This is a genomic window from Vibrio sp. 2033 (assembly GCF_033339735.1).
In genome coordinates this window covers 514,865-531,557 of sequence record NZ_JAWOVC010000002.1, presented here as the reverse complement: position 1 = coordinate 531,557, position 16,693 = coordinate 514,865, and the positions used below count along the sequence as shown (strand labels likewise).

Here is a 16,693-nt window from a genome sequence, read left to right as displayed (position 1 = left end):
GAGGCTTCCTTTTTCAACCTCATCAACTACAGTGAGTTTAAAAGCGAGGGAGTAATCGCGCTGAGTTCTTTTAGTTGTTGATTTCATAACACTCTCCAATTTTGGGGGTGGAAAGTGTCAACCTTATTTAGGACGGCACAGGTAATGTTAAAAAAGCGGGCTTCCCAAAAGGCACGATTAACTTGCTATGTGGCAAAGGCTCAGTCGTTGGCAGTCATTTGGTGCAGCATCAAGACGTTGATCAAATTGTCTTTACGGGTTCTGTACCGACCGGCCAACGCATCCTGCAAGATTCAGCGCAACGCGCCACACCATCTGTGATGGAGCTGGGTGGTAAATCGGCTGCTATCACACTGAAAGATGTGAGTCTCGAAACACTTTTGAAAAGTGTCCAGGTCGGTATTTTCTTTAACGCTGGTCAAGTGTGCTCGGCAATGTCTCGTTTGCTGATTCAAAAAGAGCGTTATGAAGAAGTAAAAGCGGCGGTAGTGGAAATGGCAAAAAGCCTAACTATTGGTCAAGGCGAAAGCCAGCCGGACATCACACCCTTGGTATCGGCTGATCAACAAGCGCGCGTGCTTGAAATGATAGAACAAGCAAAAGCCGACGGCGCGAATATCCTAACGGGTGGCTACGCACCTGATTTATCGGGTTACTTTGTGGCACCAACGGTGATTGAAGCCTCACCAGATATGCGTATTGCTCAAGAAGAAGTGTTTGGTCCTGTACTGGTAATTACGCAGTTTGAAACCGATCAAGAGGCTGTTGAAATCGCGAATGGCACCGATTTTGGCCTGGTCGCTGGTGTCTTTGGTGAAAGCCTAAACCAAACATTGCGTGTGGCACAGCAACTGCGTGGTGGACAAGTGTTCATCAATGAATGGTTTGCTGGTGGCATCGAAACACCATTTGGTGGCGTGGGCTTGTCCGGGTTTGGGCGAGAAAAAGGACAAGAAGCGATTTATAGCTACGTCCAGACACGCAATATTGCCATTCGTTTGCAGCAAGACAGCAACGTATAGCTACCGTGTAACTGTATTTTCATCACCTCGTACCGGCTTGGATTTCAGACCACAAGCTAGGGCGAGGTTGATGGAATCGCTACAAATCTGACAGCGGTTTGTAAACACGGAAATTCTGAACAAGGTAGTTGGAGTAAAAGTGATGAGAAAGTGGCTCTGTATTATTTGCGGCTTAATCTATGATGAAGCACAAGGTTGGCCATCCGATGGCATTGCACCAGGAACAGCATGGGAAGATGTACCGGATGACTGGTTATGTCCTGACTGTTTAGTGGGTAAGGCCGATTTTGAAATGATCGAAATCACCGACGATGTGCCACTAGAAGAGGTTGCAGCGGTGTCTTCGGTGTCGGTAGAAGCATCTGTTCAGCCAAATACGGCTCAGCCTCTTCCATCTGAAGTTACTCAACCTGTATTCTCAAATGACCCTATCGTTATCATCGGTAGTGGCCACAGTGGTTACCAGTTGGCGGCGGCACTTAGAGCGCAATCTGAGACGGTTCCGATCACTGTCTTTACCGCTGATGATGGCGCTTTGTACAGCAAACCAGCATTGTCTAATGCACTGGTCATGAATAAAGACGGCGACGCGCTACAAAGTGAGAGCGCGTTGGAGTGGGAAAGCCGTCTCAATATCCGAGTTTACCCGCATACCCGTGTTGAACAGATCGATCGTGCCAATTCAACGCTACATACCTCCATCGGTAAATACGCCTACAGCCGCTTGGTACTGGCAACAGGTGCATCACCGATTGAAATCCCAATTGAGGGCGATCGCTCTTGGGTTATGAGTGTGAACGACTTAGTTGATTACCGCCGTTTCAGAGCGGAGCTGCAAGACAAAAAGCGCATCGCAATCCTCGGCGATGGCTTAATTGGCTGTGAGTTCGCGAATGACCTGATCGAAAGCGGTTATGAAGTGACAATTATCGGGTTAGGTCAATGGCCAATGGAGCGTTTGATCCCGCAACAGTTGGGTGAATCATTACAAAGCGCACTTGCCGATAGAGGCGTGCAATGGGCTCTACAAGACAGTATCACCAGAATCGAGCCAAGGTCGGAATCTTGTGCGGCTTTACATCTGAACAGTGGCAAGCAGATTGAAGCAGATCTAGTGCTGAGCGCGGTTGGACTCAAGCCAAATGTTTCTCTGGCTGAGCAAGCAGGGCTCGAAGTGGGCCGCGGCATTAAAGTGAATCAATTCGGCCAGACGAGTGATGAGAATATTTACTCGCTAGGTGATTGTGTTGAAACTGAGCAAGGTTGGCAGCCCTATATTGCACCGATTAATCAAATGATCCCTTCTGTAGCGAAAAGCTTGCTAGGCGATGTCGCCCCTATCTCGTTAACATTAACTCCAGTGATTGTAAAAACGCCGATTCTTCCACTCACGATTTTCCCGGTAGCCGCTGAAGAACAGGGACAATGGTACATCGAGAACCAAGCAGATGAATTGACCGCTGCGTTTTATTCACCAGAAGGAGCAATGCTCGGTTTTGCGTTGCTAGGAAGAAAAGTACAGTCATTACGCGGACCTTGGCTAGCTCAATTGTCATTGAAACTGTCAGCAGCGTAGCGGAGAAAAAAGATGATTCATTTACCCAATGATGACGTGACGTGTGGTTGGTACCATGCGTTGCCAAGTATTCCAGAAAAATCGGCGTTAAAAGGTAAACAAAGTGCTGACTATGCCGTGTTAGGTGCCGGTTTCGCAGGCCTAGCTATGGCAAGACGTTTAGCTGAACTTATGCCTAATGCACGAATTATACTGATTGATGCGCAACGTATCGGCCAAGGGGCTTCAGGAAGAAATTCGGGCTTTGTTATCGATTTGCCTCATAAGTTTTCACTTGAGCATCCCGACCCTGAGCACAAGCAAAAGTTATTATCACTCAACCGTTCTGCGATTGCTCAGCTAAACACTTTAGTGTCGAAGCACAGTATTTCTTGTCAGTGGTCAGCAAAGGGCAAATATCAAGGAGCCGTAGGGGCGCGCGGTGAAGCATATCTCGATCACTTTGAGCACCTAATGAAAGACCTTGGCGAACCATACTTCCATGTTAATGGTAGTGAGCTGGCGAAAGTCTTGGGAACAAACTACTACAGCCGCGCAATTTACACGCCAGGTGGTTATTTAATGCAACCAGCTGCTTTGGTGCGTGGGCTAGGGGAAAGCCTTCCAGAGAACGTCGAGGTGTTAGAGAACTCGCCAATCCGCAAGCTCAGTAAAGAAAACGGTTGCTGGGTATTACATGGAGATAGTGGCTCTGTTGAAACTCCTGAACTGTTGCTTGGGACCAGCATTTTTACTCGGGAGTTTGGTTATCTTAAAAACAGACTACTTCCAGTGATGACGTTTGCAAGCTGGACGCGTCCATTGACCGACGCAGAAATGCAACGATACGGAGGTGAGCTGAATTGGGGGTTAACTCCAGCTGATCATGCGGGAACGACGTTACGTATGACCGCCGATCGACGTATTTTGATCCGCAATACTTACAAACACGTGCCGAAATATGGCTCAAGCATGAACGATAAAGTCAGAGAACAAATTCGCGACGATCATCGTCAGGTCTTTCTGGCGCGTTATCCCGAGCTGGCCGACGTACCATTTACTCACACATGGGGTGGGGTGTATGCCATCTCTCGTAACTTTACTAACTTTTTCGGTCAATTAGATGAAGGTGTTTATGCCAGCGCTTGTGACAATGGTGTTGGTGCTGCGTGGGGAACCATTTCTGGAACACTGTTAGCTGACTATGTCGTTGGTGCGACATCTAAATCATTAGATGACATACAGCAAGTGACAGGAATGCCTTGTTTGAATCCGCCAGAGCCTTTTTTAGGTTTGGGAGTAAAAACGCGTATCCAATTAGCAAAATGGCAAAGCCGGAGTGAATTATGAAGCAAGTCAAACTTGTTGATAGTAAAAGTCTAGATTTCAATGTTCGTGGTGATACGCCGGGAATGGCGTATGTTGCCAGGGCGTTAAGCCCAGAAATTTCACCAAACATTGGCGTAGGCTTTGCTAAATGGGAAGGCGCTAAAGTGGCTTGGACAGTGCTTTATGATGAAGTTATTTTCGTGATTGAAGGCTGTTTCGAGCTGACCGCAAATGGTGAAACACATTTTGTGCACCCAGGTCAGATGCTGTGGATACCGGAAGGGACTGAATTGGTTTATGGTGGGCATGCTCTGTTCGGCTATGTGGTTCATCCAGGAAACTGGAAAGAGTTACATGGTATTGAATGACTTTTATCATTTAGTAGTGTCTCGGAAAGGCAAAACAAAAATCCGATTTTTACCCACGAGTTTTCGTAAGAGAACTTAATCTCAATGGAGCAAGGGTTTCTTACTTGCTATGTTTCTTGGTCACGTTTCCAGACGTGTTAGACCTTTCTCAATTGCTATTTTATCTATCAAAAAGGGAAGCCTTGGCTTCCCTAGAATGAGTCTTCTTTTGGCTTGGCTAAATCTTTTATTTTAGCTCAAATTTACCCTGCATGATTGCCCAGTGACCCGGGAACGAACAGAAGAATGAATAGTCACCGCCGGCTTTCATTTTCTCAGTACTGAACGTAATGCTGGTGCTTTCACCGCCACCAATTACTTTTGTGTGAGCGTAGACGCGATCATCATTTGGTTTTACGTAGTTATTTTCTGCTCCAGCTGCCATGCCATCAGTACCGACTGCTTGTAGGTTGGCTGTGTCAGAGATGACCACGTTGTGACCCATCGATTGCGCTGGCATCTTACCTGTGTGATTCAGCGTCAGTTTTACCTCTTTACAAGTGGCTGGTACGCTCAATGTTTTAGTAGAAAACTGCATCATATCGTTAGCATCTAATGACACTTCACACTCGGCACTGGCTTGGGCACCAAAGCTCATTCCTACTAATGCGAAGGTTGTTGCTAATAAACGTAAAGACATATAACACTCTCCATTTTGTATTTTAGGCTGACTTGGATTGATCTTATCCAATAGTTCTCATTATCAGCCAATTTTCACTCCAAAAACGTGCTTCAATCGGTATATTGACGTTTTGTTGCAAGCTTGTACTGGTCAGTTCCGCTATTTGATCACTCAAATGCCTTATTTCATGCGATTGCGTGAGTTAAATCAAAAGTCGTGATTAGCCAGAGTTAAGGTGAAATTAATCTCGCTAAACGGGTGGCAAAATCGTTTGGTTTTAAGGTATTGGAGAGGTTTCGAGAAAGAAGCTCAGCTAGACTGCTGAGCTTCTAGAGAACAGATGACAAGTAAACCTAGCGAGTTTGTTTTAACGTGTGCAGCACATCATGCAGTGAAGGTGCGACGGTATGGCCTAATTGTTTTATTTCGTTGCAAGGCTCAACCAAATCAGGAATTTGATAAGTGATCATGTTCGCTGCTACCGCAGCACGCACGCCATTATTTGAATCTTCAAAGGCGAGACATTTGGTTGGATCTACGCTTAGACGACTTGCTGCAAGCAGGTAGATCTCTGGATCAGGTTTGCCGTGTGACACTTCACAGCCCGTCGTTAAGTTGTCGAAATACTTGCTTAGGCCCGCTAACTCCAACTTCTTCTGTGCCACTTCTTTTGCTGTAGAAGTGGCGACTGCAATTGGCAACCCTTGGCCTTTCAACCACTCAAGCAGCTCAATCACCCCTTCTTTTACCGGTATCGCTTGGTGCTTAACCACAGCGTCGTAACGGTCGCGCCACTCTTGGTGTAAGCGGTCAAGATCATCCCCATAAGCTTTACGAAAAATCACTTCAATGCACGCTGCATTGCGACCAATGATTGAAAGGTAAACATCTTTATAGAAGGGTAGGTTCTGGGCTTCACATGCTTCTTGGAAAATATGCATACAGACGCGCTCGGTATCAAGGAGCAAACCATCCATATCAAAAATAGCAGCTTGGTAGTTCATTACATTAAGACTTTTTGGTTGGGATGGCGCATTTTGACACAAGCAGACCGGTTTTTCTTCTAAAAATTAGAACTTGATTTTGATCCTATGAGTTCACATTGCCTCTGAACACACTATACATAGAGTCTATAAATTAGGTGTTAAATATAATGTTTTTAAAATTAGAAAAATTTCAGTTAAATAGATAAAACTCTATCTTAATATAAGCTAGAGTTTTATTAATATTCTATTGTTATTTTAACTATTGGATGATTTATTAATAGTTAAAATTAATAATAAAATAATACCAAATCACGATTGTTTACGACTGCATGAGTGTACCAGCTCTTGACTTCAGATATTTGTTGCTCTGATAAGCCTCCGAAGTCAACGTTATCTTGGTGAATATCTTGATTTTTTATCATAAAAACAACAGGGAAATCGTCAGGGAATGGGAATTTTATAGGATAATCGGTATTAGTGAATGGAATATCGCAGAAATCGTTTACATCGCAAGGATACCAAGAGTTATTGGATAAGTAATAACCAGTTATCTTACATATAGCTTCAAGCAAGTAAGCATAGGCGTAACCCAAGTGACTGTATTTTATCTCTTCAGACAACATTTGCATAAGAAGCTCTTCAGCTCGGATGCTTTCGCCACTACTTTCCAGCATTTCATTAATCACCTTAAAGGAGTCTTGACACCTTTCCATTATGGCTTTTTCTAGCTCTGGATTACGCTCATTCTTTAGTACGTTAAAAACCTTTTCAGTATCTAATGAATATACTGTCGCCCCATATCCCATATTTTATTCTCCTCACTTTTATACAGTTAAATTCATTTAAGTGTTTTTTATCGAAGGGATTATATTTTGATGTTTTTTGAAGGTAAAGTGTATATATAGAGGTTGTATTTATTATGATGAACTTTGAAAGTTTAGATTCTTAAAATAAATACTATATATTTAATTTTATTAGATCTAGCTCATAAAAATACCTTAACTATTATTGTGTTTATTGTTAAGGGTTATTAAATCTGTGAGGTGGTTCAAGACAATAAAATTTAGAAGAAAATACCGTCAAACTTAGGTAGCTATTCTATCTGAGCACTCAGCCCACTACTTATGGTGGGCTGAGTGCGCGGTTGGGCATCAGGCACATTATTTGGCGATGAATATGCCATATTAGGTGATATTCGTTAGTGTCTATTTTATCCCTAGGCGTTTTGCTAAGCGGTGTAAATTACCGTTATCTAATTCAAGCTGACGTGCAGTTGCTGCCCAGTTACCTTGGTTCTCTTCCAGAGCTCTAACAATCATCGCTTTTTGGAAGGCATCTGTGGCAGGCTTCAATCCGCCTTCTGGTAGCTCAAGCCGAGAGTTTTGTTCCGCTTCTTCAATGTTCTTGATGTTCTGATTCGGCGTTCGGATATCAAAATCTTGCTCAACCAACTCAATGTCCAAGGCGTGACTACGCGCTTTTGCCAAAACACCGGCACGTTTAATGACATGTTCAAGCTCTCGCACGTTGCCTGGCCATGAATAGTCTTTAAGTGCCAGCACCAAAGCAGGAGACAAACGAATGCTGTTTAATCCCAATTTGCTTCTTAAGCGTTCGGCGAAAAAGCCTGCGAGTAATACCACATCGTCTTCACGTTCACGAAGAGGTGGAACATGAAGCGGGAAGACACTTAAACGATGATACAAGTCGGCTCGGAAGCGACCAGCAGTCACTTCTTCATGCAATATGCGGTTAGTGGCGGCGACAATGCGTGTGTTGACTCGAATATGACGGTCATCACCCACACGTTGAATGTCGCCGTATTGTAGAGCTCGAAGTAACTTGGCTTGCAGCTCTAACGACAGTTCGCCGACTTCATCCAAAAACAGTGTGCCGCCGTCGGCTTGTTCGAACTTACCCTTACGATTACTGATTGCGCCTGTGAATGCGCCTTTGATATGGCCGAACAACTCGCTTTCCGCGACTGACTCCGGCAGCGCCGCACAGTTGAGGTAAACCAAAGTATTGCTAGAGCGGCTAGAACGATGGTGAATAGCGCTAGCAACCAACTCTTTACCTACGCCCGTTTCTCCCATCACCAGCACAGACAATTCCGTATCGGCGACTGCATCAATCTGCTCTTGAAGATTCTTCATACCCTGAGAGTTGCCAATGATTTCGTTACTTAAGGTGCGCTTCTCGGCGTAAGAATCACGTGGCAGGCTCGCTTGTGTCTCTAGTTGTTCTAGTAGGAGTGCAGTGTGTAGGCCACCTGCTGCCAACGCGCTGACAAAACGTAACTCTTGGTTGCGTAGCCCATCAAATTGGTTGGGGTCGAAGGCGTCAATCGTAATAGCACCAATCAGTTGATCGTCGATCAGCAAAGGCAAACCAATGCAAGAATGGACATGCAGTTTGTCATCGTGGTTTGGAATCAAGCCATCGTATGGATCAGGTAAGTCGCTGTCGGAGGGAAAGCGCACGATATCGCCTGCTCGGGCAATGGCTTCTAATCTTGGGTGCTGCTCAATGGAGAAACGGCGTCCAAGGACCTCTTTCGCCAATCCATTGATCGCTAAAGGTTTAAAGTGCTGGTCTTCATACAAAAGAAGGGCAGAAGAGTCACACTTCAATACCTCTCGAATCGTGGTTAATAACGTGTCAAAGCGAGCTTGTTGAGTGAGCGCCGAGTTAAGGTCTTGCGTGATGTGTAGCCATTGCGCGATTAAAGAAGTCATAGCCAATACCGATTGTGTCAATATGACTATTGTAGTGTCTAAATGACAATTTTCAACTGTGTCTCAATGACAGTCATTAAAGTTGGGTTTCAATTAAGCTATTGAAATATATAGCAATTAGAAGTTGGCACGCCCAGTGCAATACAAGAAGAAATTATTTTTGTTTATCCCGTCATTCAAGGTAGTAATTATGACAATTCACGTAAAAAACAACATCCACTGGGTAGGTCAACGCGATTGGGAAGTTCAAGACTTCCACGGTACAGAATACAAAATGACAAAAGGTACCAGCTACAACAGTTATCTAATTCGTGAAGAGAAAACCGTATTGATTGATACGGTCGATCATCGATTCAGTCAACAATTCATCCAAAATTTAGAGATGGAAATCGACCTTAAGTCTATCGACTTTATCGTGGTAAACCATGCAGAAGAAGATCACTCAGGTGCATTGTCGGCATTGATGGAGAAAATTCCGAACACACCAATTTACTGTACAGAAGCGGCGATTGATTCGATTGTGGGTCATCACCACCATCCTGAGTGGAACTTCAAAACCGTAAAAACGGGCGACAGTATCGATATTGGTAACGGTAAGCAATTAGTCTTCGTGGAAGCACCGATGCTGCATTGGCCAGACAGCATGATGACTTACCTAACGGGCGATGCAGTGTTATTCAGCAATGACGCATTTGGTCAGCACTATTGCGATGAACGTCTGTTCAATGATGAAGTGGATCAAAATGAGTTGATGGAACAGTGTTTGCGTTACTACTCAAACATCCTAACGCCATTCAGCAGCTTGGTAACCGCAAAAATCAAAGAAGTGCTGAGTTTCAATTTGCCTGTCGACATGATCGCAACGTCACACGGTATTGTATGGCGCGATAATCCGGTTCAAATCATCGAGCAATACTTAGCATGGGCAGACAATTATCAAGAAGATCGCATTACGATTTTCTACGATTCTATGTCAAACAACACCCGAATGATGGCCGATGCAATCGCGCAAGGCATTCACGATGTCGCCCCTGGCGTGGCGGTCAAAGTCTTTAATGTCTCTAAGCATGATAAGAATGAAATTCTCGCCAACGTATTCCGCTCAAAAGGTATCTTGGTTGGTTCGTCTACCATGAATAACGTCATGATGCCGAAGATCGCAGGCATGCTAGAAGAAATTACTGGTCTGCGTTTTAAAGCGAAGAAAGCCGCTGCATTCGGTAGCTACGGGTGGAATGGTGGCGCGGTGGATCGTATCCATGCTCGATTGACCGACGCAGGTTTTGAAACCGCAGTGAGCTTGAAAACCAAATGGCGACCAGATGGAAAAGCGATGCGTGAATGTCGCGAACATGGTCAGAACATCGCGAAGTTGTGGGCGAAGCCTGACCTGACAAGTCCTGTTATTTCTCCGGCGATTGCTGCGTCTGCACCACAAGTTCAATCACAACCCGCTGCACAAGTAGCAACACAAGCTGTGGTAGATGCTGCTCCTAGTAACCCTAGTACCGAGGCGCATCCTGCAGATTGTCAATGCATGGTTTGTACGGTTTGCAATTGGGTATACGACCCAGCTAAAGGCGAGCCTAATCAAGGCGTTGAACCGGGTACGGCATGGTCTGAAGTGCCAGATTATTTCTTGTGCCCAGAATGTCACTTGGGTAAAGACGTCTTTGTCGAATACAACGGGTAAGGGGGCGAATATGCAAGCACCTATTGTGATTATTGGTAGCGGCTTTGCGGCTTACCAATTGGTGAAAACAGTGCGTCGAATGGACGCACATATTCCGCTGCAAGTGTTTACTGCTGATGATGGCGCGGAATACAACAAGCCTGATTTGAGTCATGTATTCAGCAACAAGCAAACCGCCCAAGACTTAGTGGTTAAAAGTGGTGAGGCGTTCGCACAGGAACACAACATCGAACTGTTCGCACATACCATGATTGAGCATGTCGACGTGCAAGCTCAGCAAGTGGTAGTCAATGGCCAAGTCTATCCTTACTCCAAGCTGGTGTTTGCTACAGGCGCGAAAGCCTTTGTGCCGCCAATATCTGGTGATGCAGCACCTGAGGTGATAACGCTGAACTCGCTACAAGAATATCAATTAGCGGAAGAGCAAATCAGTCGTGCGAAACGAATTCTAGTAATGGGTGGTGGTTTGATCGGCGTCGAGATCGCCATGGATCTCGCAACCAGTGGTAAAGCGGTTACGGTGGTTGAGCCAAATCCCCGTTTGCTCGCTAACTTGATTCCTGAATTCGTCGCATTGCCGCTTGAAAACCAACTTAAGCAGCAAGGTATTCAACTTGCCTTGGAGACTGGAGTTGCTGCGATTAATCACTCAAATGATTCGCTGGTGGCAAGCTTGAGCCAAGGTAAAGCAATTGAAGCTGATGTAGTGATTTCAGCGGCGGGTTTACGTGCTAACACTTGGTTAGCGAAGGCTTGTGGGTTGAGTGTCAACAAAGGCATCGAGGTGGATGCTCGATTACAGACATCAGCAGTCAATGTGTTCGCATTAGGCGATTGTGCTGAGATCCAAGGTCGAATGATGCCGTACCTCCAACCGATCGTGCTAAGTGCCAATGCTTTGGGAAAACAACTACTGGGGCAAGAAGCAGAGTTGAAACTACCGCCCATGATGGTAAAGGTCAAAACGCCGAGCTACCCAATTCAATTGGCAGGCGATTTTAGTTCGGTGACGAACTGGAGCGTGCAGATTTCTCAAACAGGCATTGCCGCGAAAGCAGAAGATGAAAATAGCCGACTCATGGGCTTCGTCGTGACGGGAGAACAAGTTACGCAAGCATTTCCATTGCTTCGAGAGTTGTCTCAAGCCGGTCAGGCTTAACCGATTTAAACGAAAAGAATTGTAATTAGAGAGGGTATTATTATGTCGCATCTACGAATTCCTAAAGACTGGACTGTTCAACGTTCAACGCCTTTCTTCACTAAAGACAATGTGCCACCAGCGCTACTGACTCATCACAATACCGCTGAGGGAGTGTTTGGACAGCTTTGCGTCATGGAAGGGCAAGTGACTTACTACGGCTTTGCTGATGAAAATGCCACAGAAGCAGAAGTAGTGGTGGTGATTAATGCAGGCCAGTTTGCTACAAGTCCACCGCAGTACTGGCACCGCATTGAGATGAGCGATGATGCTCAGTTCAACATCAATTTCTGGTCGAACAAGGACAAGAGTGGGCAAGCGATGTTCCATGCTAAGCAGTAGTGAACCTATGTAAGTGCTTTGACTGTTACGCTAATCGTCAAGTAAAGGGGTGTAGAAGGCGCAATAAACGGACTGCAATGCAGGATCATCGAGACCGAGGAAAGAGAAATCACGAGTAATGATTTCAATTCTTTAGTAGCATGTTACGAAACATTTCAGTCAGGTGAACTAAGGGAAGCGTGCAATGGAAAAACAACGAGTAGCATTTATTGGTCTGGGTGTGATGGGATACCCAATGGCTGGTTACCTAAGTAAAGCGGGCTTTGAAACCAAAGTATACAACCGCACAAAAGCGAAAGCCGACAAATGGGCTGAAGAATACCAAGGCGTAGCTTGTGAAACACCACGTGAAGCGGCGGAAGGCTGTGACATCGTTTTTATCTGTGTGGGTAATGATGATGACGTTCGTAGCGTTGTTTACGGTGAAGAGGGCATTCTGGTCGGCTTGAAAGCGGACGCAGTGCTAGTCGATCACACGACCACTTCTGCAGACCTAGCGGTTGAGCTGGCTGAAGCGTGTGTTAAGTACGGTAATCACTTTATTGATGCGCCAGTTTCTGGTGGTCAAGCGGGCGCAGAAAATGGTGTTCTAACCATCATGTGTGGTGGTGAACAAAGCATTTTTGACCGTGTGTCTCCGGCGATGGATGTGTACGCGAAGCAGATGACGCTACTGGGTGAAAACGGTCAGGGTCAACGCTGTAAGATGGTAAACCAAATCTGTATTGGAGGCGTTTTACAAGGTCTGAGTGAAGCTTTGTTGCTAGCACAAAAATCAGGCTTGGACATTGCTCAAGTTGTAGAAACACTTAAGCATGGCGCTGCAGGTTCTTGGCAGATGGAAAACCGCGCAAATACGATGGCTGAAGACAAGTTCGATTTTGGCTTCGCTATTGATTGGATGCGCAAAGACTTAGGTTTCTGTCTGCAAGAAGCTGAGCGAGTGGGTCTAGAACTTCCACTGACTAAGAAAGTGGATGAGCAATACGCAGACCTTCAACGTGATGGTTTAGGTCGCATGGATACATCAGTACTGATCAAAGCGGTAGCTAAAAATCAGTAGTTGATGAATCAGTAATAGATAAACAGTTCTTTGGTATCAAAGAGCTTAAAGAAATCTAAGTTAATCATAATGAATCACCTTGAGCATGTTTTGTGACTTGTGATTAAGGATTAGTGATTTGAAATCAGGAGGTACTGTAGAGTACCTCCTTTTTTTCGTCTTTAAATCACACAGTGTAATGATTGCAGCGTTCGCTTACTTGTTTAAGCCTAGTGCAATTTCAAGACCTTTGCCGTACGCTTCGTCCGCTTGGTATGCGTGTTGAACGTGGCGCTGTTGGATGAACTCTGGCACACCGTCCATTGCGCGAGCTGTGTTGTCGAACAGAGTTTGACGTTGCTCTTCGCTCATCAGACGGAATAGGTCACCCGCTTGGCTGAAGTAGTCTTCGTCTACACGGTGGTCGTAGTGATCAGCGTTGCCGTTGATGCGTAGAGGTGGCTCAGAGTAATCTGGTTGCTCTGCCCATTCTTGTTTGTAGTTTGGCTCGTAGCCTAGTGTTGAACCAAAGTTGCCATCAACGCGCATTGCACCATCGCGGTGGTAGCTGTGAACAGGGCAACGAGGCGCGTTCACTGGGATTTGATGATGGTTCACACCTAGACGGTAACGCTGAGCATCGCCGTAAGCGAACAGACGACCTTGTAGCATCTTATCTGGAGAGAAGCCGATACCAGGTACTACTGCAGCTGGGTTGAACGCTGATTGCTCAACTTCTGCGTAGAAGTTTTCTGGGTTACGGTTCAGTTCAAACTCACCAACTGGGATCAGTGGGTAGTCTTTTTGAGACCATACACGTGTTAGGTCGAATGGGTTGAAGTTGACTTCATCCGCTTCTAGCTCAGGCATGATCTGTACGTACATCTTCCATTTAGGGAAGTCTTGACGCTCAATCGCTTCGTAAAGGTCACGGTGATGGCTTTCGCGGTCTTTACCTACGATCGCTTCTGCTTCTTGGTCAGTTAGGTTTTTGATGCCTTGCTGAGTTTTGAAGTGGAATTTCACCCAGTAACGCTCGTTTTCTGCGTTGATGAAGCTGAATGTGTGGCTACCAAAACCATGCATATGACGGTAAGACGCTGGGATACCACGGTCACTCATTACGATAGTCACTTGGTGGAATGCTTCTGGTAGTGATGTCCAGAAATCCCAGTTGTTGGTAGAGCTACGCATGTTAGTGCGAGGGTCGCGTTTTACTGCGTGGTTTAGGTCTGGGAATTTTAGTGGGTCACGTAGGAAGAATACTGGTGTGTTGTTACCAACCAAGTCCCAGTTACCTTCTTCAGTGTAGAATTTTAGTGCGAAACCACGGATGTCGCGTTCTGCGTCTGCTGCACCGCGCTCACCAGCTACAGTAGTGAAGCGAGCGAATAGTTCTGTTTTTTTGCCGATGTCAGAGAAGATCTTAGCGCGAGTGTATTTTGTGATGTCGTGCGTTACTGTGAACGTACCGTAAGCACCAGAACCTTTTGCGTGCATACGACGCTCAGGGATCACTTCGCGGTCAAAGTGTGCCAATTTTTCAAGGAACCAAACGTCTTGTAATAGTTGAGGGCCACGAGGACCTGCAGTCATAACGTTTTGGTTATGTGCGACAGGGCAACCTGCTGCTGTAGTCAATTTCTTGTTTGTCATTTTTCTTCCCCCTCCAGGGTTCAATACCTTAGAAACTGTAGAGGAGGTTATTACGGAAAAGCTGGGGGAGAAAACTGATATTGCTTATCAATTCAATAGATGGTGACTATGGTCGAAACTATATTAGAATCAGAAATTTACTACATTAGCTTGATTGACATAACAATCGGCGTTCTCGAAAGCGATTTACTGGGGGGGAGCGCTATCCAGTTAGCGTGTCTGCGATGCTAGTAATATCGCCCCTTAAATGAAGTTTTACGTGTCATCAAAGGGGCGAAAGGGGGGAAGTAATTAAGAGTACTTCACTTCAAGTTGTTCAGCTTTTGCAAATGCTGGGTGTGTCGCGAGCTGTTTCCCATAACGTTCAATATTAGGGAAGTGATTAACTAAACCAAACTTTTGAACCAATTCGACAATGAAAGACATCATGATGTCTGCGCCAGTCAGACGCTCTTCTACTAGGTAAGTTTTGCCTTCTAAGGATTGCTCGAAGTAGCCTAGTACATTCATTGCTTCCTTGTCGGCATAGCCTGATAAAAACTGAGTTTCATTTGGCTCTTTGCTTACGAAGATTTTTAGCAGCATAGGTAAAATTGCGGAGCTTTCTGCAAAGTGCATCCATTGCAAATATTCTGTGTGTGCTTTTGTACCGCGCTCAGGAGCAAAGGCTCCGTCACTGTATTTCTCAATCAAATATTCGGTCATTGCACCTGACTCAATGATAATCTCGCCGTTATCTTCAAGAACAGGTGACTTTCCTAATGGGTGAACACTTTTTAGTTCTGGCGGTGCCATGAAGGTCACGGAATCACGGACATAGGGTACAATTTCGTAATTTACATCTAGCTCTTCAAGTAACCAAATGATGCGCTTTGAACGAGACTGATTGAGGTGGTGAAGTTTAATCATTTACATATCCCTTTTTATAATGGGTCGTTAATCTGTACTACAAGTTTGCCGAAATTCTTACCTTCCAACAGACCGATGAATGCTTCTGGCGCATTATGCAGTCCTTGTACTAGATGTTCGCGGTATTGGATCTTTCCTTCTGCCAACCATTGATTAATATCTTGCGCAAATTCACCGTAACGATGTCCGTAATCATCAAAAATGATGAAGCCCTGCACCTTGATTCGTTTGGTCAGGAGCTTACCCATTAGTAATGGAAGATGGTCGGTACCTTCAGGCAGCTCTGTCGCGTTGTACTGAGAAATCAAACCACAAAGTGGGATACGCGCATTTGTATTCAGAAGTGGCAATACAGCCTCGAATACTTTGCCACCTACGTTTTCGAAGTAAACATCGATACCTTTGTCACAGGCATTTTTCAGTTGTTCTGCAAAGTCTTCAGCTTTGTGATCAATACACTCATCGAAACCAAGCACCTCTTTAGCGTAACGGCATTTTTCTTCTCCGCCTGCTATACCAACAACTCGGCAACCTTTGATTTTACCAATTTGACCAACTGTTGCGCCTACAGGCCCCGTAGCAGCTGCTACCACGATGGTTTCCCCTGGTTTTGGCTGACCAATGTCGAGTAAACCCATGTACGCGGTAAATCCTGGCATACCTGCAACGCCTAACGCGTAAGAAGGGTTTTGCGGTTCTTTACCAAGTTTAATGACCATCTCACCAGTTGAGATAGCGTAGTCTTGCCAGCCAACAGTGTAGGCAAGAACCCATTCACCCGCTTCGTAATCTGGGTGGTTTGATGTTTCTACCTGACAAACTGTACCACCGACCATTACGTCATCAATTGCAACAGGGTCAGCGTATGATTCGGCATCACTCATGCGACCACGCATGTATGGATCTAGAGATAAATAAACCGTTCTCAATAGCATTTCACCCTCTTTCGGAGTCGGTTTCGTTACCTCTTCTAAACGAAAGTTTTCTTGTGTCGGTGCACCATGGGGACGTGACGCGAGTACGATTCTGCGATTTGTTGCGTTAGTCATATCTATCTCACTTGTTGATTAGACCGGTCGTCTAGTATTTATTTCAAAATATCCCGCTTATTTAAAGCGGGAAGGTTTACTGTGTTAACACTGACGCTTTTTCTGACAGTGAAACGTGTGTAGGGTGTTCATTCTGCTTCCACGC

General features: G+C 45.3%; 14 protein-coding genes and 1 pseudogene. 8 read left to right on the top strand and 7 right to left on the bottom strand.

The genetic code is table 11. The features are described 5' to 3' along the window. Positions 1–158 precede the first annotated feature (158 nt). From R7P74_RS05640 to R7P74_RS05620, 4 genes and pseudogenes are all read left to right on the top strand, one after another. Positions 159–1,022, top strand: a pseudogene (locus R7P74_RS05640) (aldehyde dehydrogenase family protein); the annotation flags it as partial. A gap of 142 nt (positions 1,023–1,164) precedes the next feature. Beyond that, positions 1,165–2,598, top strand: a complete 1,434-nt coding sequence (locus R7P74_RS05630; RefSeq protein WP_443292418.1) for an FAD-dependent oxidoreductase — start codon at positions 1,165–1,167, stop codon at positions 2,596–2,598. A gap of 12 nt (positions 2,599–2,610) precedes the next feature. Then, positions 2,611–3,927, top strand: coding sequence for an NAD(P)/FAD-dependent oxidoreductase (locus R7P74_RS05625; protein ID WP_005385877.1), 1,317 nt, complete (start codon positions 2,611–2,613; stop codon positions 3,925–3,927). Then, positions 3,924–4,274 carry an ethanolamine utilization protein EutQ gene (locus tag R7P74_RS05620; protein ID WP_005375208.1) on the top strand — a complete coding sequence of 117 codons (351 nt, stop codon included), beginning with the start codon at positions 3,924–3,926 and terminating at the stop codon, positions 4,272–4,274. The genes R7P74_RS05625 and R7P74_RS05620 overlap by 4 nt, the downstream gene beginning before the upstream one ends. Positions 4,275–4,500: 226 nt before the next feature. Here R7P74_RS05620 and azu read toward each other — a convergent pair whose 3' ends face one another. The 4 genes from azu to norR form a co-directional block, all read right to left on the bottom strand. Beyond that, the gene (gene azu / locus R7P74_RS05615) at positions 4,501–4,953 is read right to left on the bottom strand and encodes an azurin (RefSeq protein WP_005375211.1); all 453 of its coding nucleotides are present in this window, start codon (positions 4,951–4,953) and stop codon (positions 4,501–4,503) included. A gap of 335 nt (positions 4,954–5,288) precedes the next feature. Next, on the bottom strand, positions 5,289–5,939 hold the full coding sequence (locus R7P74_RS05610) for an HAD family hydrolase (protein ID WP_318122733.1): 651 nt from the start codon (positions 5,937–5,939) through the stop codon (positions 5,289–5,291). A 269-nt stretch (positions 5,940–6,208) separates the two neighbouring features. Beyond that, entirely contained in the window at positions 6,209–6,727 is a 519-nt protein-coding gene (locus R7P74_RS05605) for a DUF7691 family protein (protein ID WP_005375218.1), read from the bottom strand. 399 nt (positions 6,728–7,126) lie between these two features. After that, on the bottom strand, positions 7,127–8,659 hold the full coding sequence (gene norR, locus R7P74_RS05600) for a nitric oxide reductase transcriptional regulator NorR (RefSeq protein WP_225473208.1): 1,533 nt from the start codon (positions 8,657–8,659) through the stop codon (positions 7,127–7,129). A 190-nt stretch (positions 8,660–8,849) separates the two neighbouring features. Here norR and norV point away from each other — a divergent pair, with 190 nt between their 5' ends. The 4 genes from norV (at position 8,850) to R7P74_RS05580 (ending at position 12,955) form a co-directional block, all read left to right on the top strand. Then, on the top strand, positions 8,850–10,352 hold the full coding sequence (norV, locus tag R7P74_RS05595; protein WP_318122732.1) for an anaerobic nitric oxide reductase flavorubredoxin: 1,503 nt from the start codon (positions 8,850–8,852) through the stop codon (positions 10,350–10,352). A gap of 10 nt (positions 10,353–10,362) precedes the next feature. Further along, positions 10,363–11,511: an NADH:flavorubredoxin reductase NorW gene (gene norW, locus R7P74_RS05590; RefSeq protein ID WP_318122731.1), complete on the top strand. Its 1,149-nt coding sequence runs from the start codon at positions 10,363–10,365 to the stop codon at positions 11,509–11,511. 42 nt (positions 11,512–11,553) lie between these two features. Continuing rightward, on the top strand, positions 11,554–11,892 hold the full coding sequence (locus tag R7P74_RS05585; protein WP_005375231.1) for a DUF1971 domain-containing protein: 339 nt from the start codon (positions 11,554–11,556) through the stop codon (positions 11,890–11,892). A gap of 184 nt (positions 11,893–12,076) precedes the next feature. Continuing rightward, complete coding sequence (locus R7P74_RS05580) at positions 12,077–12,955, top strand: NAD(P)-dependent oxidoreductase (RefSeq protein ID WP_318122730.1); 879 nt, start codon at positions 12,077–12,079, stop codon at positions 12,953–12,955. A 195-nt stretch (positions 12,956–13,150) separates the two neighbouring features. Here the strand turns inward: R7P74_RS05580 and R7P74_RS05575 are convergent, their stop codons facing one another. The 3 genes from R7P74_RS05575 to R7P74_RS05565 form a co-directional block, all read right to left on the bottom strand. Next, entirely contained in the window at positions 13,151–14,590 is a 1,440-nt protein-coding gene (locus tag R7P74_RS05575) for a catalase (protein ID WP_017821260.1), read from the bottom strand. 291 nt (positions 14,591–14,881) lie between these two features. After that, positions 14,882–15,499, bottom strand: a complete 618-nt coding sequence (locus tag R7P74_RS05570) for a glutathione S-transferase family protein (protein ID WP_005375238.1) — start codon at positions 15,497–15,499, stop codon at positions 14,882–14,884. Positions 15,500–15,513: 14 nt separating this feature from the next. Further along, positions 15,514–16,548: an NADP-dependent oxidoreductase gene (locus R7P74_RS05565; RefSeq protein WP_025768523.1), complete on the bottom strand. Its 1,035-nt coding sequence runs from the start codon at positions 16,546–16,548 to the stop codon at positions 15,514–15,516. Between the last annotated feature and the right edge of the window lie 145 nt (positions 16,549–16,693).